The sequence below is a fragment of the Gemmatimonadota bacterium genome, from assembly GCA_016713785.1.
In the GTDB taxonomy this organism is placed as follows: Bacteria; Gemmatimonadota; Gemmatimonadetes; order Gemmatimonadales; family GWC2-71-9; genus JADJOM01.
This window is the reverse complement of record JADJOM010000002.1, coordinates 652,091-675,018: the sequence shown is the minus strand read 5'-3', so window position 1 is coordinate 675,018 and position 22,928 is coordinate 652,091. Positions and strand designations below refer to the sequence as shown.

The following is a 22,928-nucleotide window of genomic DNA, read 5'->3' as shown; positions in this document are numbered from 1 at the left end:
CCGGGCAAGGGTGATGAGGCACACGCCGCATGGCGCGGGCCTGCTTCGTGCTGAGTGAGGAGACCGGGGACCGGCTGGCCCGCGGGCAATACCGGTCACGGCAGCGCGGGACTCTCAGGAGGCAAACTTATGCGGGAGGCGGCTTTGGAACAGGTGCGGCGATCCGGGTTTCCGCTGGTGGACCGGCTGGGCGAGCTGTGCATCAGCGGTCGGGACAGCGCCGCCTACCTCTGGCAGGTTCCCATGGACATGAATGTCCGGGCGGAAATTGCCCGGAAACTCACGGAAATCCGGGCCGAATGCGAGCGACAGAACCGGCGCGAGATGAACCGGATCGTGGCCGAGGTGGAGACGGCGCTGGGCGCCAGCCCGAGCCCGCAGCAGGTGGAGATCCTGCAGGATGGCTTCGACCGCCTGGTGAAGCTCTGGCAGGCGGCGAAGTCGGGGCTCATGTAGCGCGCCAGGCCGGCGGGGGCCCTCCCCGCCGGCATAATCGTAGGGACGCGGGTGCCCCGCCTCGATTCTCAGCGCCGGCCACGGCGGAAATTCACCATTGACTTCCCTGCCGGAATTCGGCCAATTGGGGCATCTCATTCGCCCCTGAGCCCATGTCCCAGATCGCCTCCCGTGCCTCGGGTGCAGCCCGGCGTGCCTTCAAGGCCGCCTGCGTTGCCCTGCTCGCCCTCGTCGTCGTCACCTGCACCGACAACCCGATCGGGCCCGCGCGGCCCGGGCTGGCGCGGCTGCGGGTGGCGCCCCAGTTCGACGCCTTTGCGCGGGTGGCGCCGCTGGCCATGGACCGGTTCACCATCACCGTGGTGCGGCCCCCGGCCGACACCCTGGCGCGGGTGACCAAGACCTTCAGCCCCGACAGCAGCGCGGTCAGCGTCCCGATCGACATCTTCCTGCAGAGCACCAGCGAGACGGTCGACGTCACCATCGAGCTCTACGCCGGCAGCATCCTCCTCTTCCGCGGCACCCAGAGCCTCACCGTCACCCAGGGCGGCAGCACCCCGCCGAGCAGCATCCCGGTGGCCTACCAGGGGCCGGGGAGCCAGCTGGCGAGCCTGGTCATCGGGCCGCGGGACACCACGGTGCCCTTCGGGGCGACGTTCGCGTTCGGGGCCACGGCGCAGGACAGCCAGGCGGCGCCGGTGGCGCAGTTCTACGTGGCGTGGAGCGCGAGCGGGGGGACGATCAACGGCGCGGGGGAGTTCACGGCGCCGAGCGCCCGGGACACGGTGACGGTCAGGGCGGTGACGCCGACGGGGGTGACGGACTCGACGACGGTGATCATCGCGGCGGCGCCGGCGACGCTGGTGAAGGTGAGCGGCGACGCGCAGAGCGGGATCATCGGGAGCCGGCTGGCGCTGCCGCTGGGGGTGCGGGTGGATGGCAACGACGGGCTGCCGGTGGGCGGGGTGCCGGTGACGTTCGCGGTGGCGACGGGCGGCGGGAGCGTGGACAGCGCGGTGGTGGTCACGGACGGGGCGGGGCTGGCGAGCATGGGGGCGACGCTCGGGACCACGGTGGGGGCACAGAGCTTCACGGCGAGCGCGCCGGGCCTCACCGCGGTGACCTTCGCGGCCACCGGCACGGGCGGAGGACTCAAGACGTGGACCGGCGCGGTGAGCACGGCGTGGACCACGGCGGGGAACTGGAGCCCGGCGGCGGTGCCGGGAACCGGTGACAGCGTGCTGGTCCCGGCCGGGACGCCGAACGCGCCGACGGCCTCGGGGGGCATCGCGATCGGGGCGCTGGAGCTGAGCGGGAACGCCGCGACGCTGACGATCGCGGGGGCGTTCACGGTGGCGCAGGGCGTGGTGCTGCCGGACACCAGCCAGTTCATCCAACTGACCAGCGGGTCCCTGGTGGCGGGCAGCCTGACGCTGGACGGGTTCCAGGCCTTCGTGGACGCCAGTGCCGGTGGCCTGATCGTCAGTGGCCTGACGACCCTGGCGGGCAACAGCGCGTTCGTGGATGCCACGGGCCCGGGGAGCAACAGCCTGGGCGGGGTGATCCTGAGCGGCACGAGCGCATTCCTGCAGCAGAATGGCGGCAGCAGCGGGCCGCTGCTCCTGAACGGCAGCAGCGCGTTCTGGAACCCGAGCGGCGCGGTGACGGTGAATGGCAACCCGGCGGCGCAGGTGACGGGGACGTCCTTCCTGTCGGGCGGGACCAGCGGGGCCAAGGTCACGCTGAACGGTGACGTGATCATCGGCGGGACGGCGGCCTTCTTCTCGCCCAACACCGGCGACAAGTGGACCATCAATGGCGACCTTTCGACCACCGGCGGCGGCACGCTGGTCATGAACAACGTGGCCGACACCATCGAGGTGAACGGCAACGTCAGCTTCGGCGGCGGCGACGAGAGCGCGTCGCTGGTGGCGGGCATCCTGAACGTCTCGGGGAACTTCAGCCAGACCGGCGCCGGCACCACGTTCATCGGCAGTGGTACCCACACCGTCTTCCTCGACGGCGCCGGCGCGCAGACGCTCGACTTCGCCGCGCCGGGCTTCGGGGCCGGCCGGTTCCAGAACGTGATCATCGCCAACAGCGCCGGCGGCGTGACCGCCACCAGTGACCTGTACGCCACGGGCACCGCGGGGGTCACGCCCACGGCGGTGCGCACCCTGAGCGGCAACGGCAGCACCCTGTTCACCACCATCCTCAACGTGAGCAACTTCACGTTCAACAACCTGCTGCTCGACTTCAACGGCAGCACGGTGGTGACCTTCGACACGGTGAGCTTCACCGGCTACGCCCCGACGGCCACGCCGCTGACCATCACCCACCCCGGCGCGGCGAGCGCGCTGGCGTTCCAGGACGTGAGCTTCAGCGTGGTGCCCACCAGCGGCTTCTACCTCGACGCCACCGACAGCAACCCCAGCGACGGGGTGCCGCTGGTGATCGACATGCTGAACCCGAACCCGTTGAGCGACGGCGGGCGGGTCCTCGAGAACGGCGGCGCCACCGTCAACTGGCCGGCCGGCGTGGCGCCGGGCACCTGGACCGGCGTGGTCGACACCAGCTGGAACACCGCCGGCAACTGGAGCGACGGCCAGGTGCCGACCGCCACCACCGACGTGACCATCCCGTCGGGCACGCCGTTCAGCCCGGCCACCTCGGGGGCGGTGCGGCAGGTGCGGGACCTCACGGTGCAGGCCGGCGCCACGCTGACAATGGGCGGCGGCGGCGTCAACGTGAACGGCTCGCTCGACGCGGCGGGGGTCATCACCGGGAACACCGCGAGCTTCGTGCTTGCCGGCACCGGCACCGCGCGCGGCACCGTCACCGGGACCTTCTTCAGCACGACGGTGAACGGCACCTACACCCTGAACGGGCGGCTGGTGACGCCGGGCCTGACCATCAACGGCACCCTGACCCTGGCGGGCCACACCGCGGCGGTGGGCTCGACGGTGGGCGACGACTTCAGCACCGTGAACAACGGCACGCTGGTGATGACCAACCCGCTCGACTCACTGCTGGTGGGCGGCACGGGGCCCAGCGTGACGTTCACCGGCGGGAGCGAGGTGGGCAAGCTCACCGCCGGGGTCATCCGGATCACCAGCACCGGCGTGGCGAGCTTCGACCAGCAGAACACCTTCAGCGACTCGAGCTACGCCCCCTCCGGCACCCACAAGGTGGTGACCGCCGCCACCGGCGTCATGCTCCTGTCGATGGACACCCCGGGCACGGGCTCGCACTTCAATATCCTGGACATCTCGGGACAGCAGGGCGGAGTGACGCTCTCCACCCCGATCCGGGTGAACGGGCTGTTCATCTCGACCCCGGCTTCGACCGCGCCGGCGATCAACGGCGGCAACCGGCTGCTGACCCTGGCGGGCGGCGCCCTGGTCACCGGCCTCACGCTCACCAACGCGCCGGTCGCCATCACCGGGGACAGCCCGGTGACCTTCGACAACGTGACGCTGCAGGGCTTCGTCAGCACGGTCACCCAGCTCGCGGTGTCCGGGACCGGCGCCACGGCGCGGGTGTTCAACAACCTGACCTTCTCCACCACCCCGACCGGCGCGGGCTTCTACCTGGTGGCCACCGACACCGACGGCGCGGGCAGCAACGGCCCGCTCACGGTGAACCTGATCAACCCGGCGCCGGCCACGCCGGGCGCCTTCAGCCAGGCGGTCAACGGCGCGGTGATCGGCTGGCCGCCGCTGGTCCCGGTCCGCACCTGGACCGGCGCGCAGAACAGCGACTGGCAGACCACCACCAACTGGAGCCCGGCGGGCCTGCCCACCGCGAGCGACAGCGTGGACATCCCCGCGGTGGCGACCCAGCCGGTGCTCTCCGCCCCCGTGGCGATCCGGGCCCTGACCGTGCAGCCGGGCGCCCTCGTCAACATGAACAGCTTCGCGCTCAACGTGGCGGGGGCCCTGTCGGCGCCGAACACCACGAGCTTCATCGGCGGCGGCGGCACCCTGGGCCTCAGCGGCACGGCCAGCACCCTGGGCGGCACCATCGGCGCCGCGGTGCCGGTCAACGTCACCGGCAGCTACGCCCTCACCGGCCGCACGGTGCTCGGCAACCTGACGATCAGCGGCACCGGCGACCTCGCCGCCAACGGCCAGACCCTGGTGGTGAGCGCGGCGCTCAACACCACCGCCAGCGGCACCCTGACGATGACCAACGCCCTCGACTCGGTGCTGGTGACCGGTGCCGCGATCTTCGGCGGCGGCTTCACCGGCGGCAAGCTGACCGCCGGGTACCTCAAGGTGGGTGGCAGCTTCAGCCAGACCACGGGCATCACCCCGAGCAGCTTCGCCGCGAGCGGCAGCCACAAGACGGAACTCGGCGCCGCGGCGGTGCGGGTGGTGACCTTCGCGAACCCCGGCTTCGGCACCGGCACCAGCCAGTTCAACGACCTGGACATCACCGGCGCTACCGGCGGCCTGACGATGAACAGCAACGTGGCGGTGCTCGGCACCTTCATCGCCAACCCGTCCGTCGGCACGCCGCTGCTGACGGCCACCGCCGGCCGCACCCTCGAGGTGCGGGGTGGCAGCGTGGTGACGGCGCTCGTGGTTGATGGCGCGCCGGTGCTGCTCGACCTGCCGGGCGGCGGCGGGGTGCAGTGGAGCGGCGTGACCTTCCAGAACATGCCGACCACCGCCACCCAGCTGGCGCTGGTCCACCCGGGCAACGCGAGCTCGATCCTGCTCAGCAACCTGGTGTTCAGCACCACCCCGACGGCGGGGGGGTTCTACCTGAGCGCCACCGACGCCGATGGCGCGAGCCCCGACATCCTGACGCTCGACCTGGCCACCCCGACGCCGGCCGCCGACGGCGGGTTCAGCCAGGCCGTGAACGGCGCGGTCATCAACTGGCCCTTCAACGCCAACCTGCACGTGTGGACCGGCGCGGTCGACAACAGCTGGGAGAACCCGCTCAACTGGACCGGCGGCGGCGGTCCCGGCATCACCGGCGACGCCGTGATCCCACCGGGCACGCCCACCACGCCGCAGCTCTCCAGCAACCACCAGATCGGCACGCTGGTGGTGCAGCCCGGCGCGGTGCTCGACCTCAACGGGCACGTGCTGACCATGAACGCCACGGTGGACGCCTCCGGGCAGGTCACCAGCGGCGTGGCGGGCGGGTTCGTGGCGACCTTCGCCGGGCCGTTCCGGGGCAACTTCGCGAACATCTCGATCGAGATCGGGCTGGGGGGCACGGCCGCCGTCCTGAACGGGCCGGTGACCGTGACCGGCACCGGGACGGTCTTTGTCAGCGGGGACGTGACGCTCAACTCGAACACGCTGGACGTGTCCGGCGGGGTCTTCCGGACCATCAACGGCGGCCGCCTGCTCATGATCAATACCCTGGACCTGCTGCTCGCCGATTCCACCGACTGGAGCGGCGGCAACCAGACCGGGCTGCTCACGGAAGGCAGCATCAGCACGCGGAGCTTCTCGCAGGGCGCGGCGGGATCGCAGGACCCGGCGTCGTTCGCGGCGAGCGGCTTCCACCAGGTGCTGCTCACCGGGGCGGGGCCAAGCGTCGTGTCCTTCGCCAATCCCTCGACCAGCCAGTTCGATTTCCTCACCCTCGACGGGCACAGCGGCAGCGTGACCCTGGCCTCTGATGTGACGGTGGGGGGACACCTGCAGGCCCACCCGAACGCGGGCAATGGCCCCACGGTGAGCGGCGCGGGGCGGACCCTGACGGCCGCCGGGGCCAACGTCGGCGCCAACCCGGGCTTCACCGCCATCACCTTCGATGGCGTGGCCCTGGTGCTCACCGGCGGCACCTTGCCGAGCATGAAGGACCTCACCTTCACCAACCAGAACCCGAGCGGCACCGCCCTCACGGTGAACAACGTGGGCCAGGCGGCGGCCGACACCTTCAGCAACCTGGTCTTCACCACCACGCTCTCGGCGGGCGGGTTCCACCTGGTGGCCAATGACCTGGACGGCCCCACGCCGAACGCCCTCACCATCGACGTGGTCGGCGCGACGCCGCTGGTGGGCGGGGCCGGGTTCCAGGCCACCAACGGCGCGGTGGTCCGCTGGCCGCCCACCGCCCCGGTCTTTACCTGGACCGGCGCGGTCTCCACCGACTGGAGCGTGCCGGGGAACTGGTCCACCGGCGCGGTGCCGACCGCCACCGACGACGTGGTGATCCCCGTGGCCACCCCGACGGCGACGGTGACCGGGGCCTGCACCGCGAAGACCCTGCTGGTCAACGGCACCGTGGATCTCGGCGCCAACAATTGCCAGGTCCAGGGCGACGTCACCGCCAACGGCTTCATCAACAGCACCGGCGGGCGGATCCAGATGCAGGCCGCTGGCCAGGTCCGGGGCAACCTCCCGGGCCTCGAGGTGAGCGCGCCCGTGACCGTGGCCGGCGCACTCGGCCTCGGGGCGGGTCCCGGCAACCTGATCGTCACCGGTGCCGGCGCCTCGCTCACACTCAACGGCAACACGGTGGCCTCTCCGGGCAGCCTGACGGTGCAGAACGGCGCGGTCATGGTCATGACCAATCCCGGCCGACCTGCTCTCCTTCACCGGCAGCGTGACCTTCGATGGCGGTGACGAGACCGGCCTGCTGACGGCCGGCGAGCTGGCCTTCGCCGGGAGCTTCACCCAGGGGGCCAGCACCAGCCCGGCCAGCTTCTTTGCCAGCGGCAACCACCGCACCCTGATCGGCGGCCTCGGCAACGTCGGTGTCAGCTTCGCGACGCCGGGAGGCTCCCGCTTCCAGGAGCTCGACCTGAGCCCGATGAGCAACAGCGCCTTCACCATCGGGACCGACGTGACGGTCGCGGGGCAGCTGACCGTCGTGCCCACCGGCCCCGGCGTCACGATCAATGACCTGGGCAGCAGCACCCTCACGGCCGGCGGCGCCCAGATCGGCTCACTGAGCCTCGCCACCGCGCTCACCATGGACGGCGTGCCGCTGGTGCTCTCCGGCGGCGCCATCACCGCGTTCGACCACGTCACCTTCACCAACCAGAGCCCGGTCGGCACCGCGCTGACGGTGAACAACGTGGGCCAGGGCACGCCCTACACCTTCGCCAACCTGACCTTCACCACCAGCCTGACCGCCGGCGGGTTCCACCTGGTGGCCACCGACCTGGATGGCGCCACCCCGAACGCCCTGGTGATCGACGTGATCGGGGCCACGCCGGTCAACGGCGGCGGCACCTTCCAGGCGCTCAACGGCGCCGTGGTCAACTGGCCGCCGGTGGGCGGGACGTTCACCTGGACCGGCGGCGTCAGCTCCGACTGGTCCAACCCGGGCAACTGGGACGTCAACGCCGTGCCCGGCGTGATCGACAACGTGGTCCTGATCCCGATCACCAATCAGCCGGTGCTGACGACCAACGTGGGCATCAACAACCTGACCAGCACCGCCGGGTCGATCCTCGACCTCGGCGGCAACGTCCTGTCGGTGGGCGGCACGGTGGACCTGGCCGGTTCCATCACCGGCGGCGCCGGTTCCGGGGTGGTGCTGGCCGGCAACGGGCAGCTCGTGCGGGGGACCATCGCCACCACGCTTTCGGTGGCGGGCAGCTACGTGCTGAACGGCAACCTGGCCCTGACGGGCGACATGGCGGTCGCGGGCACCTTCGACCTGGCCAGCTTCAACGCCACCGTCAGCGGGGTGTTCTCCACGATCGGGAGCGGCGTCCTGGTCAGCCAGGACGTCTCGGCGTTCCTCGACGTGGGTGGCGACGCGGTCTTCAACGGCGGCAACACCGCCGGCCTGCTCACCGCGGGCGTCCTGCAGGTCGCCGGCAACTTCCTCCAGGTGGGCAGCAACAGCCCGCAGAGCTTCGCGGCCGACCCGCCGCACCAGACGATCCTCAGCGCCGACCCGGTCGACATCACCTTCACCACGCCCGGGGCGACCAACGGCTCCCACTTCGGCCACCTCTCCGAGGCGGGCTTCGGGGCGGTGTTCAAGATCAACAGCGACGTCATCCTCACCGGCGACCTGAGCGGCGGCGACGGCTTCGGCGGCTCGCTCGTGGGCGCCAGCTGCCCGCTGGTCCTCACCCTGCGGCAGTACTTCGTGAGCGGCCCGCTGCAGCTGGACTGTGTGACCCTGGTGGTGGACGACCCGGCCGGGATCAACGGCTCCTTCAGCGGCGTCTCATTCGCCAATGTGCCGACTGACGTCACCCAGATGACCATCCGGCACCCCGGCGTGGCGGCCGGGAGCCTGGATTTCTTCGGCACGCTCACCTTCGTCCCGCTCACCGGCGGTGACACCGGGTTCTACATGGAGGCGATCGACACCGACGGCGCCGCCACCGCCGACCTGACCGTCTCCATCCCGCCGTTCGGCTCGACCAACGTGCTCAACGGCAGCTCCTTCACCGTGGCCGTCCCGCCGGTCACCGTGATCTGGCCCTAGCGGCTCCCGGATCCGCTCTCCTTTCCGCCCCCGCCCCGCCCCCGCGGAGCGGGGGCGGTGGCCATTGCCCCCCCATCGGGGGGCGGTGGGAGGATCCGGACAGATCGCGCGTCACTATTGACAGGCGTCCGTCCGGGACGCCAATTGGGATCATCCCGCTCCCCCTGAGCCCATGACCAAGTCCCTCCGCCGCGCCCTCCGGGCCTGTGGCGCGGCCCTCGCCGCCCTGCTGCTCGTCACCTGCACCGACAACCCGATCGGGCCCGCGCGGCCCGGGCTGGCGCGGCTGCGGGTGGCGCCCCAGTTCGACGCCTTTGCGCGGGTGGCGCCGCTGGCCATGGACCGGTTCACCATCACCGTGGTGCGGCCCCCGGCCGACACCCTGGCGCGGGTGACCAAGACCTTCAGCCCCGACAGCAGCGCGGTCAGCGTCCCCATCGACGTCTTCCTGCAGAGCACCAGCGAGACGGTCGACGTCACCATCGAGCTCTACGCCGGCAGCATCCTCCTCTTCCGCGGCACCCAGAGCCTCACCGTCACCCAGGGCGGCAGCACCCCGCCGAGCAGCATCCCGGTGGCCTACCAGGGGCCGGGGAGCCAGCTGGCGAGCCTGGTCATCGGGCCGCGGGACACCACGGTGCCCTTCGGGGCGACGTTCGCGTTCGGGGCCACGGCGCAGGACAGCCAGGCGGCGCCGGTGGCGCAGTTCTACGTGGCGTGGAGCGCGAGCGGGGGGACGATCAACGGCGCGGGCGAGTTCACGGCGCCGGCGGCGCGGGACACGGTGACGGTCAGGGCGGTGACGCCGACGGGGGTGACGGACTCGACGACGGTGATCATCGCGGCGGCGCCGGCGACGCTGGTGAAGGTGAGCGGCGACGCGCAGAGCGGGATCATCGGGAGCCGGCTGGCGCTGCCGCTGGGGGTGCGGGTGGATGGCAACGACGGGCTGCCGGTGGGCGGGGTGCCGGTGACGTTCGCGGTGGCGACGGGCGGCGGGAGCGTGGACAGCGCGGTGGTGGTCACGGACGGGGCGGGGCTGGCGAGCATGGGGGCGACGCTCGGGACCACGGTGGGGGCACAGAGCTTCACGGCGAGCGCGCCGGGCCTCACCGCGGTGACCTTCGCGGCCACCGGCACGGGCGGGGGGCTCAAGACGTGGACCGGCGCGGTGAGCACGGCGTGGACCACGGCGGGGAACTGGAGCCCGGCGGCGGTGCCGGGAACCGGCGACAGCGTGCTGGTCCCGGCCGGGACGCCGAACGCGCCGACGGCCTCGGGGGGCATCGCGATCGGGGCGCTGGAGCTGAGCGGGAACGCCGCGACGCTGACGATCGCGGGGACGTTCACGGTGGCGCAGGGCGTGGTGCTGCCGGACACCAGCCAGTTCATCCAACTGACCAGCGGGTCCCTGGTGGCGGGCAGCCTGACGCTGGACGGGTTCCAGGCCTTCGTGGACGCCAGTGCCGGTGGCCTGATCGTCAGTGGCCTGACGACCCTGGCGGGCAACAGCGCGTTCGTGGATGCCACGGGCCCGGGGGAGCAACAGCCTGGGCGGGGTGATCCTGAGCGGCACGAGCGCATTCCTGCAGCAGAATGGCGGCAGCAGCGGGCCGCTGCTCCTGAACGGCAGCAGCGCGTTCTGGAACCCGAGCGGCGCGGTGACGGTGAATGGCAACCCGGCGGCGCAGGTGACGGGGACGTCCTTCCTGTCGGGCGGGACCAGCGGGGCCAAGGTCACGCTGAACGGTGACGTGATCATCGGCGGGACGGCGGCCTTCTTCTCGCCCAACACCGGCGACAAGTGGACCATCAATGGCGACCTTTCGACCACCGGCGGCGGCACGCTGGTCATGAACAACGTGGCCGACACCATCGAGGTGAACGGCAACGTCAGCTTCGGCGGCGGCGACGAGAGCGCGTCGCTGGTGGCGGGCATCCTGAACGTCTCGGGGAACTTCAGCCAGACCGGCCCCGGCACCACGTTCATCGGCAGCGGCGCGCATACCGTGTTCCTCGACGGCGCCGGCGCGCAGACGCTCGACTTCGCCGCGCCGGGCTTCGGGGCCGGCCGGTTCCAGAACGTGATCATCGCCAACAGCGCCGGCGGCGTCACCGCCACCAGTGACCTGTACGCCACGGGCACCGCGGGGGTGACGCCCACGGCGGTGCGCACCCTGAGCGGCAACGGCAGCACCCTGTTCACCACCATCCTCAACGTGAGCAACTTCACGTTCAACAACCTGCTGCTCGACTTCAACGGCAGCACGGTGGTGACCTTCGACACGGTGAGCTTCACCGGCTACGCCCCGACCGCCACGCCGCTGACCATCACGCACCCGGGCGCGGCAGCGCCGCTGGCGTTCCAGGACGTGAGCTTCAGCGTGGTGCCCACCAGCGGCTTCTACCTCGACGCCACCGACAGCAATCCCAGCGACGGCGTGCCGCTGGCGATCGACATGCTGAGCCCGAGCCCGCTCAGCGATGGCGGCCGGGTGGCCACCAGCAACGCCACCGTCACCTGGCCCGCCGGCGCGGCGCCCGGGACCTGGACGGGCGCGGTCAGCACCGCCTGGACCACCGCCGGCAACTGGAGCGACGGGCAGGTGCCGACGGCCGCCACCGACGTGACCATCCCGGCGGGGCCGAGCAACATGCCGGTCCTCGGTACGACGACGGGCATCCAGAGCCTGACCGTGCAGCCCGGCGCGTCGCTCACGCTCAGCGGCACCATGACGCTGACGCTGACCGGCGACCTCGACGACGCGGGCAACCTCACGAGCGGCGGCGGTGGCACCCAGACCATCGCGCTGGCGGGCGCCGGGCGCACCGTCCGCACCACGAACATTCCCAACCCCATCACGGTGAACGTCAGCGGCACCTACGCGCTGGCCGGTCGCACCGTGGTCACGGACCTCCTCATCGGCACCGGTGGCGACCTCGCCGTGAACGGCCAGACGCTGGTGGTCGGCAACCTGTTCAACACGACCGCCACCGGCACGCTGACCATGACCAACCCGCTCGACTCGGTGCTGGTGACCGGCACCGCCAACTTCGGCGGTGGCGCCACCACCGGCCGGCTCACCGCCGGCGTGCTGCGGGTGGGCGGATCGCTCACGCAGAGCGGCACGGCGACCGCGCTCGCCGCCAGCGGTACCCACAAGACCCGCCTGACCGGGGCCAACCCGACCCTGTCCATCCAGTCCCCCGGGCCGGGGGCCGGCTCGAGCCACCTGCAGGAGCTGGAATGGGTGGGCAGCGGCACGCTCACCATTGCGACCAGCCCCTACGTCCTCGGGCAGCTGACCGTCTCGAGCGCCGGCACGATCGCCGGCCAGAGCTTCGTGCAGTCGCTGCACGTGGGGCAGCTGGCCAACGCCGCGGCACTGACCCTCTTCAACACCCAGCTCTGGATCGAGACCACGCTCGCGGTGCCGGTGGCGCTCAGCAACCTCACCATCACGGTGGGCTCGGGCGTCAGCGCGCTCTATATCCGCCACCCGGGGCTCCCGGCGGGCGGGAAGCTCACGCTCGACCAGATCACCTTCACCAGCGTCCCGAGCAATCCGCCGTTCACCTACCTGGACGTGGACGACACGGCCCCGGCCGATGGCAACACGCTCGTGATCGACGTGACCAACAGCGCGCCCGCCGCGCCCCCCGCGAACCTCATCCTCGCGGCGAACGGCGCCATCGTGAACTGGCCGCCGGCCGGCCCGGTGTTCACCTGGACCGGCGCCACCAGCACCAGCTGGGACGTGGGCAGCAACTGGAGCACCGGGGTGGTTCCCACCAACGCCGACGACGTGGTGATCCCGGGCGGCACGCCCAACAACCCCACCGTGGTGAGCAGCTGCTCGGCCCGGTCGATCCTGGTCCAGAGCGGCGCGGTCCTCAACCTCGGCGCGGTCAACTGCCAGGTGCAGGGGAGCGTACGGGTCGACGGCACCACCGCCGGTACCGGCGCCTTCCAGATCCAGGCGGCAGGCCAGGTGCAGGGGAACCTGCGGGGCCTCATCATCAGCGCGCCGGTGAGCCTCAGCGACATCGCCTCCATCGTGGGCAACCTGGTCATCACCGGCGCCGGCGCCAGCTTCGACCTGAACGGCTTCAACACGGTGGTGAGCGGCAGCCTCTCGGTGCAGTCGTCCGGGCTGCTGATCATGACCCACCCCGCGGACATCCTGACCGTGGCGGGCGACGCGGTGTTCGCGGGCGGGAACGAGCTGGGACAGCTGAGCGCCGGCACCCTGGGGATCGGCGGCAACTTCACCCAGACCAACGCCTCGGGCAGCGGAGACAGTTTCCACCCCTCCGGGACTCACAACACCATCCTGCAGCCCCTCGGGCCGGTGGCGGTCTCGTTCCAGACACCTGGCGACGTTCCCGGCACCAGCCACTTCCAGAACCTGCAATTCGCGGGGTTCACCCCGGTCACCCTGACCCTCGCGAGCGACGTGTACGCCCACGGCAGCTTCGTGCTGACCAACTCCGGCACCACGACGTTCACCTCCACGAACTGGGCCATCACCGTCGGCGACGTCGTCATCGGCACGCCGACGGTGTTCGACAACACCCGGCTGGTGGTCACCGATCCGCTGGGCGTCCCGAGCTTCCTCGGCGCGGTCACCTTCCAGAACATGAACCCGACGGTGACCCAGCTCAGCCTCACCAACAACGGCAGCGGCTCGCCGCTGACCCTGACCGACGCCACCTTCGCCACCACGCCCACCGGCGGCGGGCTCTACCTCTCCGCCACCGACGCCGACGGGCCCGCGGTCCCGTTCGTCGTCGACCTGGTCAACCCGACGCCCGGGACGGCGGGCGGCTTCATCCAGGCCGTCAACGGCGCGGTCGTCAACTGGCCGGCAGCGGCGGGGGTGTTCACCTGGACCGGCGCCGTGGACAGCGACTGGAACACCGCCGGCAACTGGAGCACCGGCAGCGTCCCCACCGCCACGGATGACGTGCTGCTCCCCGCGGGGCCGGCCAACCAGCCGCAGCTCAGCGGGAGCGTGACGGTCAACGGATTCACGATGCTGGGCGGCGCCACCCTTTCGCTGGGTGACGTGAGCCTCGCCGTGGACGGGCCGGCAGCCATCGCCGGCAGCCTGCTCGGCTGCTGCGGTGACTTCGTCGACCTGCGCGGCGGCGGCACATTGGAGGGGGTGCACGACAACGTGACCCTGAGCATCGCCGCCGGGTCCGTCGTGACCCTCTCCGGCGACGCCACCCTCACGGCCTCCACCGTGGCCGTGCAGGGTGAGCTGGTCCTCGCCGGCCATCGCCTCGACCTCGGCCTGGGGAGCGTCAATACCACCGCAGGCACCGGCCTGCTCACCATGACCAACCCGGCCGACCAGGTCATCGCGGGCTTCACCGACTTCAGCGGTGGCGACGAGACCGGCCGGCTCACCGCCGGCGTCATCCAGGTCCAGGGCCTGAGCCAGGGGAGCGGTGGCGCCCAGCATCCGGCCTCGTTCTTCGCAGGCGGCAACCACCGGGTGGTGCTGGGCGGGCCGTCCAGCAGCAGCGTGACCTTCGCCGACCCCGGAACCTCCCGCTTCCAGGAGCTGGATGTCTCCGGCGTCTCCGCGACGCTCACCCTGGGCAGCAACGTCACCGTGGCCGGTCAGCTCGTGTCCCTGCCCTCCGGCACGCCCCCCGTGATCAACGGCACCGCGGTGACCCTCACCGCCGGCGGGGCGGACGTCGACGGACTCGGCTTCAGTGGGGTCCCGCTGGTGCTCTCCGGCGGGACGATCGGCGCCTTCAGCAATGTCGCGTTCGACAACCAGAGCCCGGTCGGCACGGCGCTCACGGTGAACAACGTGGGCCAGGGCACGCCCTTCACCTTCGGCAACCTCGCCTTCAGCACCAGCCTCACCGCCGGCGGCTTCCACCTCGTGGCGAACGACCTTGATGGCGCCACCCCGAGCCCGCTCGTCATCGACATGATTGGCGCCAGTCCGCCGAGCGGCGCCGGCGTCTCCCAGGCCACGAACGGGGCGGTGATCAACTGGCCGCCCAGCGGCGGCACCATCACCTGGACCGGTACGGTGAGCACCGACTGGTCCACCGGCGGCAACTGGAGCGGCGGCGTGGTGCCGGGCCTGACGGAGAACGTGGTCGTCCCTTCGGGGACGCCGTTCCAGCCGGTGCTGACCGTCAACTCCCAGACCGGCAACCTGACCGTGACCCCGGGCGCCAGCATCGACCTGGGCAACCTCGCCCTGGGGGTGAGCGGCTCGCTCGACAACGGCGGCAGCATCGGCACCACGGGGACCGGGATCCTGGTCCTCTCGGGCACCGGGGGCCAGCTGCTGCGCGGCGCGGTGAACGCCGACGTGACGCTGCCCGGCTCCTACCTGCTCAACGGACGGCTGACGATTGCCGCCCCCCACCTGCTGGCCGTGTCCGGCACCCTGGAGCTTGGCGGGCACACCGCCGAGGCGGGCGTCCTGAGCGTTAACGGCCCGTCCGCCGTGCTCCGGATGCTCAGCGCCGCCGATTCGATGATCGTGGGGGATATCGCGACCTTCTCCGGCGCCAGCACCGCCGGGCTGCTGACGGCCGGGGTCCTCACCGTCGGGGGCGACCTGATCCAGGTGAACACGGTGAGCAACGAGAGCTTCCAGGCCTCCGGAAGCCACAAGACCCTGTTCAACGGGCCGGTCAACCCGCACGCCTTCACGTTCTTCAGCCCGGGCCCCGGCGCCAACTCACGGTTCCAGGACGTCGAGATGGCCGTGGCCGGCGCAGGCTACGCCTTCCTGGGGAGCAATGCCACGGCGGCCGGCAACGTCACGGTGACCGGTGCCGGTGGCCTCGACATCGGCGGGGCGACCTTCACGGTCGGCGGCAGCTTCACCACCTCCGGCGCCGGGACGCTCACGATGAACTCGGGCACCGACTCCCTGCTCGTGGCCGGCGATGCGTCCTTCAACGGCGGCGACATCTCCGGCCTGATCACCGGCGGCGTCATCGTGGTGGGGGGAGACTTCACCCAGGGCGGCACGGCCGCCGCGCCGGCATTCACGGCTGGCGGGAGCAACGTGGTCCGGCTCGCCGGTGGCGCCACCACGGTGAGCTCGGTCGGCAGCAACCTCACCACGGTGTTCTCCAGCCTGGAGATCGCCACCACCGGGCCGGTGACCATCAACGGCGCCAACACCTTCAACGTGGACGGCACCGGCACCCTCCAGCTGCTGACCCCGGCCGCGGTGACCTACAACAACGGCGGCCGCGGGGCGCTGAGCTTCAGCGGCGGCACCTTCACATCGGCAGGCAGCAGCGTGACCGCACCGGTGGTGGAGCTCTTCCCGGGCAGCAGCATCCAGGGCGGCTGGACCGTGGACACCACCATGTGGAACCAGGGCGCCGCGCTCTCGCTGCAGGTGCCCAAGACCATCCCGTACAACCACCTGGTGCTCCGGAACGGGAACAACTTCTTCTTCGATTCCGGCGCCTGGTCCATCCCGGGCGACCTCATCACCCGGCTGGTGAACGCCGGGACGACCCGCCTCAGCGACCAGTCCGGCATTCCCACCAAGCTGACGGTGGGCGGCCTGACCCAGATCTTCGGCCAGTTCCTGGTCTCGAGCGGCAAGCTCACCACCGGCAGCCTCGACGTGGCCACCCTCGGCGGGAGCAATGGGCGCCTGGTCATGGCCAGCAACGCCGACTCCGTGGTGGTCAGTGGCGATGCCAGCTTCAATGGCGCAAGCACCAGTGGCCTGCTCACCGCGGGCACGCTGCTCGTCGGCGGGAACTTCACCCAGGGGAACGCCACCTCGGGCCTGAGCTTCGCGGCCAGCGGCTCGCACGTCACCAAGCTGGGCTCGGGCGCGGCGCGCACGGTCACCTTCGCGACGCCGGGCACCGGCGCGGGCGGCTCGCACTTCAACACCCTGGATGTCACCCCGGCCACCGGCGGCCTCACCTTCACCACCGACGCCTTCGTGGACAGCACCCTGGCGGCGAGCGTCGGCGCCGGCACCCCCAAGCTTTCCGCCAACGGCCAGAAGCTCACCGCCCGGCAATGGAGTGTGCAGGCGGGGACGGTGGATCACCTGCAGATGGCGCTGGTCGAGGGCGCCACCGGCCTGACCCAGACGTTCAACGGGGTCACCTTCTCAGGGTTCCCGACCACGGCCACGGCCGAGGTGCTGCTCGATGTGTCGGCCGTCGGCAGCGCCGCCGCCAACCGGCCCATCACCTTCAACAACGTGACCGTGCAGACCTCCCTTGGCTCGGGTGGCTTGTACGCCCGGCTGGTGTCCAGCAACGGCTTAGGCGTCACGCTCACGATGAACGCCTCGAACGACCCGACCGGCGGCCCCTCGCGCAGCAATCCGCCCTTCGGGACCACGGTCGCCGGCGCCCGGATCGTCTGGCAGTAGCCGGACCATACACAACGCGGGCCGGAGCATCCGCTCCGGCCCGCGTGGCTTGCAGAACCCGCCCCGCCCCTCGCTATTCCTTCCGGGTCGCCGGCCCGCGTTCCACCACCGTGGGGCTGACCGGCGCGCCGTCCTGCAGCATCTCGAGGCCGCCCACCACCACCTGCTCGCCGGGCTGCACCCCGCTGGTGATCTCCACCTCGCCGGGGGAGCGGACGCCGAGGCTCACCGGGCGCCGCGCCACCTTGCCCTCCTGCACCACCCACACCACGTAGACGCCCTGTACCGCGAGCACCGCCTCCTCCGGCACCACCACCGCCCGCGGCCGGGTGGCCGTGGCCAGCCGCGCCTCGGCGAACATGCCCGCCTGCAGCAGCCGGCGGCCGTTGGGCACCAGCGCCTTGACCAGCAGGGTCCGGCCGGGCAGCTGCACCTCGGGGCTCACGAAGTCCACCGTGCCCGTCAGCTCCTCGCCGGTCACCGCGGCCACCCGGAACGCCACCTTCTGGCCCCGGCGCACCACGCCGGCGTAGCGCTCCGGCACGTTGAACGCCACCCGCTGCGGGTCCACGGTCTGGATGATCACCAGCCGGTCGCTGCTGGTGACGTAGTCGCCCAGGCTCACGTAGCGCTGCCCCACCACGCCGGCAAACGGCGCCCGGACGGTGGTGCGCGCCAGCCGGAGCTTGAGCAGGTCGAGGCTGGCCCGGCTGCCGCGCGCGGTGGCTTCGGCCCGCTCCAGGTCGGCGGCGCTGGCGGCGTTCTGCTCCAGCAGCTGCCGGGTGCGGGTGAGCGCCTGCTCGGCGAGGTCTCGCTCGGCCTCCGCCCGCGCCACCTGCGCCCGCAGCTCCTGGTCGTCGACGCGGAACAGGGCGTCGCCCTGCCCCACCTCGCTGCCCTCGCGCATCAGGATCTCGGTGATGCGGCCCTCGACCTCGGGCCGCAGCTCCGCGGACTGGATGGCCTCGACCTGGCCGGTGGCGAGCACGGCGTCCACCACGGTGTCCTGGCGGGCGGCGGCGACCTCCACCGGGAGGGCGAACCCGCCGCCGTCGCCGCCACCCGGCCCGCCCGCGGCCGCCTTGCCCTTGCACGAGAGGAGGAGCGCGGCCGCCGCGCCGAGGGTGAGGATACGAGCCGAGGTCACTGACCGCCTCCATTCGATGACACGATCCGCCGGCCGAGAATCGCCTCGAGCCGGGCCAGCGCGAGCCGCGCCGAGTACCGGGACTGGACCAGTTCGGCCTCGGCGTCGCTGAGGTCGTTCTGGGCCGTGATGAGGTCGAGCACCGTCGTGGCGCCGGCCTGGTAGCGGGCCTGCTGCACCCGGTAGTTCTCCTGCGCCACCGCCGCCCCGTCTTCCGCGAGGGTCACGGCGGCGCGTGCGGTCTCGTACCCGTCGTACGCCTCGGTCACGTCGCGCAGGGCGGCCCGCTCCAGGTCGGAGCGGATGGCGCGGGCCACGTCGCGGCTGGACCGGGCCTGCAGGATGGCCAGCTCGCGCTCCCCGTTGTTCCAGATGGGAAGCGAGAGGGTGAGGGTGGCGCTGTTCACCGTGGTGGCGCTGGGGAAGAGCTTCACGTCGAACCGGGTGTGCCCGGCGCTCAGGGTGAGCGTGGGGAGGTAGGCGCCGCGGCGGGCCCGCAGCGCCGCCTCGGAGGAGCGCTCCCGCGCCCGGGCGGCACGATACTCGGGACCCTGCTCCAGCGCGGCGCCGATCGCCTCGGCCAGCCCGAACGGCAGCGCCGGCGAGGGCTCGGCGCCGAGGGGCGCGGCGTCGGCGGGCCCGTCGATCCCGATCCGCCGGCCCAGCTCCAGCCGCGAGACCCGCAGCGCCGACTCCCGCCGCAGCAGCGCCACCCGCGCCCGCACCAGCTCCAGCCGCACCGAGAGCGAATCGGACTGCACCGCCGCCCCCGACAGCACCCGTGCCCGCGCCAGCCGCAGCTGCTCCTCCGCCCGCGCGGCGCGGCCGCGGCTCACCCGTGCAAGCTCGTCGTCGGCCAGCACCGCGTAGTAGGCCGACTCGACGAGCAGCGCCGCGGCGAAGCGCCGCTGCTCGCCGGTGGAGGTGGCCGCCTCGAGTTCCGCCTGGCTGCGGCCCAGCTCGGCGAACTTGCGGGCGCTGAAGATCTCGTAGCTCAGCCCCGCGTTGAAGGTGCTCGAGGTGCTCGACTGCGAGAAGGTGCCGATGTTGAAGAACGCCTGGGAGTACTTGGTGTAGTCGAGACTTGCCGTCACCGAGGGAACCAGGAAGGCCAGCCGCGCCGCCTTGCGGCCCCAGTCGGCCTCCGAGACGCTGCCCAGGGCGCGGATGTAGTCGGGATCGAGCCGCACCGCGCGCTCGAGCGCCTCGGCCAGGGTCACCACCGGGAGGGTGTCGGCGGGCGCCGGGGCGGCGGGGGCCGCCAGCAGGGCCGCGGCCAGGAGCGCCGGGATCATGACCTCTCCTCCGCGGCGGCCGGCGTGTCCAGCCCCAGGTCGTGGTGTTCCCGGGTCATCGCCCGGTCGAAGATGGTGTAGACCACCGGCACCACGTACAGCGTGAGCAGGGTGGACACCAGGATGCCGCCGGCGATGGCGTACCCGAGCGGGCGGCGGCTGATCGAGCCGGCACCGAGCCCCAGCGCGATCGGCAGCGCGCCCATGATCGTGGACACCGAGGTCATGAGGATGGGCCGCAGCCGGATCCGGGCCGCCTCCACCACCGCGTCGAGGGTGGCCATGCCCCGCTCCTTGAGCTGGTTGGCGTACTCCACCAGCAGGATCGAGTTCTTGGTCACCAGCCCGATGAGCAGCACCATGCCGATCTGGCTGTACAGGTTGATGGTGGAGCGGAACACGAACAGCGTGAGCAGCGCCCCGGTGATGGCCAGCGGCACCGCGAGCAGCACCGTGAAGGGGTGGATCAGCGACTCGAACTGGCTGGCCAGCACCATGAACACCACCACCAGCGCCAGCACGAACGCGAAGTACAGCGAGCTCCCCGACTCCTCCAGCTCCCGTGACTCGCCGGACAGCGCCACCGAGCTGCCGGCCGGCAGGACCTCCCGGCCCAGCGCGCGCATGGAGTCGAGCGCCTCGCCGAGGGTGAAGCCGGGGAGCAGGTTGGCGTCGATGGTGGCGGAGCGGATGCGGTTGAAGTGGCTCAGCTGCCGCGGGCCCACGCCCTCGGTCACGGTGGCCACCGAGTTGAGCTGGACCAGCCCGCCGTCCCGGCCCCGCAGGTAGATGCCGGTCATGTCGCTGGGGGTGGCGCGCTCCCCCGCCGTGAGCTGGGCGATGACGTCGTACTGCTTGTTTTCCCGGGTGAAGGTGCTGATGCGGCGGCCGCCGAGCAGCACCTGCAGCGCGCCGGCCACGTCGCCCACCGGCACGCCGAGGTCCTCGGCGCGGTCGCGGTCGAAGGCCACCGTGAGCTGCGGCTTGTTCACCCGCAGGTCCGAGTCGACGTTCACCAGCCCCGGCACCTGCCGCGCCCGCTTGAGCAGGGTGTCCACCCCGTGCACCAGGCTGTCGAAGTCGGGGTGCTGCACCACGAACTGCATCGGCTTGCCGAAGCCGCCGAAGGCGGGCGGGTTGCTGGCGAACGCCATCACGCCGGGCACCCCGAAGTACTGCGGCTGCACCTCGCCGATGATGTCGTCCACCGACTTGGTCCGCTCGCCCCAGTCCTTGAGCAGCGAGAAGACGATGCCCTGGCTTGGCGCGCCGAGGAAGCCGCCGGTGATGCTGAAGTAGGCCTCGATCCCCTCGGTGCGCGCCAGCACGTCCTCGAGCCGGTGCATGTAGGCGTCGGTGTACTCGAGGGTGGACCCCTCGGGCGCGATGGCGAAGGTGAGGAACCACCCCCGGTCCTCCGGCGGCACGAACTCCCGCTTGAGCCCCTGGAAGAGGAACACCGAGCCGCCGGCGGAGAGCAGCACCAGCGCCACCACGAGGGCCCGGTGACGGAGCGCCCAGCCGAGGGAGCGGGCGTAGCCGTTGGCCAGGCCGTCGAAGCCGCGCTCCAGCGCCTGGTACAGCGCGCCGTGGCGCGGCGGCACCCGGAGCACCCGGGCGCAGAGCATCGGGGTGAGGGTCAGCGCCACGAAGCCGGAGATGAGCACCGACCCCGCCACCGCGATGCCGAACTCGTTGAACAGGCGACCGGTGTTGCCCTGCAGGAAGGCCAGCGGCGTGAACACCGCCACCAGCGAGATGGTGGTGGCGATGACCGCGAAGGCGATCTCGCGCGTGCCGTTGGTGGCCGCGGTGACCGGGTCCTCGTGCAGCTCCTCCTGGTGCCGGTAGGCGTTCTCCAGCACGATGATCGCGTCGTCCACCACGATGCCGATGGCGAGCGTGAGCGCGAGCAGCGTCAGGTTGTTGACCGAGAAGCCGAGGAAGTACATGATCGCGAAGGTCGAGACGATCGACGTCGGGATCGCGAGGCCGGGGATGATCGTGGCCCGCAGGTTCCGCAGGAACACGAAGATGATCAGGATCACCAGCCCCGCCGCGATGACCAGCGTCTCCTGCGCCTCCTGGATGGAGCGGCGCACGTACACCGAGCCGTCGAACGCCACCTCGAGCTTCACCCCCGGTGGCAGCGAGGCCTGGATGGCGGGCATGGCGCTGCGGATCTCGTCGGCCACGCTGATGAGGTTGGCCTTGGACTGCCGCACGATGCCCACGCCGAGCGCCGTGGCGCCCTTGAAGCGCAGCGCGCCCCGCTCATCCTCCGGCCCAAGCTCCACCCGGGCCAGGTCCTTGAGCTTGACCAGCTGGGAGCCGGTGTTGCGCACCACCAGCTCCTGGAACTCCTCCGGCGTCTTGAGCTCGCCCAGCGACCGGACGGTGAACTCCCGCTTGGTCGACTCGATCCGCCCCGCCGGCACCTCCACGTTCCGGTCCCGGACGGCGGCCTCGACGTCCTGCACCGTCACGTCGTAGGCGGCCAGCGCCGCGGTCGAGAGCCACAGGCGCATGGAATAGCGCCGCTCGCCGGCGATGAACGCGGATCCCACGCCGGCCAGGCTCTGCAGCCGCTTCTTGACGTTCCGGTCGGCGATGTCCGACAGCTGCAGCATGCTGTAGTTCTCGCCCGAGAGCGCCATCCAGAAGAACGGGTCGGCGTCGGCCTCCTGCTTGGCGATCACCGGCTCGCGCACGTCCTCCGGCAGCCGGTCCCGCACCCGCGACACCTTGTCCCGCACGTCCTGCGCGGCCACGTCCACGTCGCGGTCGAGGGTGAACTCCAGCGTGATGTTGCTCGACTGCTCCGCCGAGGCGCTGGTGAGCGTGCGCAGCCCCGGGAGGGTGGACAGCTCCTCCTCCAGGATGTCGGTCACCGCCGTCTCCACCACCTGCGGGCTCGCGCCCGGCAGCACGGTGGTGATGGAGATGACCGGCGGGTCCACGTCGGGGTACTCCCGGACCGGCAGCTTCAGGTACCCGATCACGCCGAAGAGCACCAGCGCGAGGCTCAGCATGCTGGCCAGCACCGGGCGGCGGATGGAAACGTCGGAGAGCTTCATGCGGCGCCCGCGGGGTGAGGGGGACCGGCCTCCCGGCCGGGTTCGGGGCGGGAGGGGGCCGACAAAAGCATGAGCCTGCAGGGGTCGGCGACCAGACGGACGCCGGATCTTCGGGTTTCAAGCGGGGGGC

Annotated in this window: 7 protein-coding genes; 4 read left to right on the top strand and 3 right to left on the bottom strand. The window is 71.6% G+C overall.

Features of this window, described 5'->3' with window-relative positions; translation table 11 throughout:
- Window positions 1-153: 153 nt before the first annotated feature.
- The 4 genes from IPJ95_07265 (at window position 154) to IPJ95_07250 (ending at window position 17,279) form a co-directional block, all read left to right on the top strand.
- Window positions 154-456 carry a hypothetical protein gene (locus IPJ95_07265; GenBank protein MBK7923422.1) on the top strand — a complete coding sequence of 101 codons (303 nt, stop codon included), beginning with the start codon at window positions 154-156 and terminating at the stop codon, window positions 454-456.
- A 152-nt stretch (window positions 457-608) separates the two neighbouring features.
- Complete coding sequence (locus IPJ95_07260; protein ID MBK7923421.1) at window positions 609-7,049, top strand: hypothetical protein; 6,441 nt, start codon at window positions 609-611, stop codon at window positions 7,047-7,049.
- Complete coding sequence (locus IPJ95_07255) at window positions 7,030-8,877, top strand: hypothetical protein (protein MBK7923420.1); 1,848 nt, start codon at window positions 7,030-7,032, stop codon at window positions 8,875-8,877. The genes IPJ95_07260 and IPJ95_07255 overlap by 20 nt, the downstream gene beginning before the upstream one ends.
- Window positions 8,878-10,400: 1,523 nt before the next feature.
- Window positions 10,401-17,279, top strand: a complete 6,879-nt coding sequence (locus IPJ95_07250; GenBank protein MBK7923419.1) for a hypothetical protein — start codon at window positions 10,401-10,403, stop codon at window positions 17,277-17,279.
- 73 nt (window positions 17,280-17,352) lie between these two features.
- Here IPJ95_07250 and IPJ95_07245 read toward each other — a convergent pair whose 3' ends face one another.
- The 3 genes from IPJ95_07245 to IPJ95_07235 are packed head-to-tail and all read right to left on the bottom strand — an operon-like array spanning window position 17,353 to window position 22,798.
- Complete coding sequence (locus IPJ95_07245) at window positions 17,353-18,426, bottom strand: efflux RND transporter periplasmic adaptor subunit (protein MBK7923418.1); 1,074 nt, start codon at window positions 18,424-18,426, stop codon at window positions 17,353-17,355.
- A complete protein-coding gene (locus tag IPJ95_07240; GenBank protein MBK7923417.1) occupies window positions 18,423-19,721 on the bottom strand; it encodes a TolC family protein in 1,299 nt (432 codons plus the stop codon). Before IPJ95_07240 ends, IPJ95_07245 begins: the two co-directional genes overlap by 4 nt.
- The gene (locus IPJ95_07235) at window positions 19,718-22,798 is read right to left on the bottom strand and encodes an efflux RND transporter permease subunit (protein MBK7923416.1); all 3,081 of its coding nucleotides are present in this window, start codon (window positions 22,796-22,798) and stop codon (window positions 19,718-19,720) included. Before IPJ95_07235 ends, IPJ95_07240 begins: the two co-directional genes overlap by 4 nt.
- Window positions 22,799-22,928 lie beyond the last annotated feature (130 nt).

Bases quoted from the DNA above. Each gene is read 5' to 3' on its own strand.
- IPJ95_07260 (MBK7923421.1), top strand. From the start codon at position 609: ATGTCCCAGATCGCCTCCCGTGCCTCGGGTGCAGCCCGGCGTGCCTTC.
- IPJ95_07250 (MBK7923419.1), top strand. From the start codon at position 10,401: ATGCCACGGGCCCGGGGGAGCAACAGCCTGGGCGGGGTGATCCTGAGC.
- IPJ95_07240 (MBK7923417.1), bottom strand. From the start codon at position 19,721: ATGATCCCGGCGCTCCTGGCCGCGGCCCTGCTGGCGGCCCCCGCCGCC.
- IPJ95_07235 (MBK7923416.1), bottom strand. From the start codon at position 22,798: ATGAAGCTCTCCGACGTTTCCATCCGCCGCCCGGTGCTGGCCAGCATG.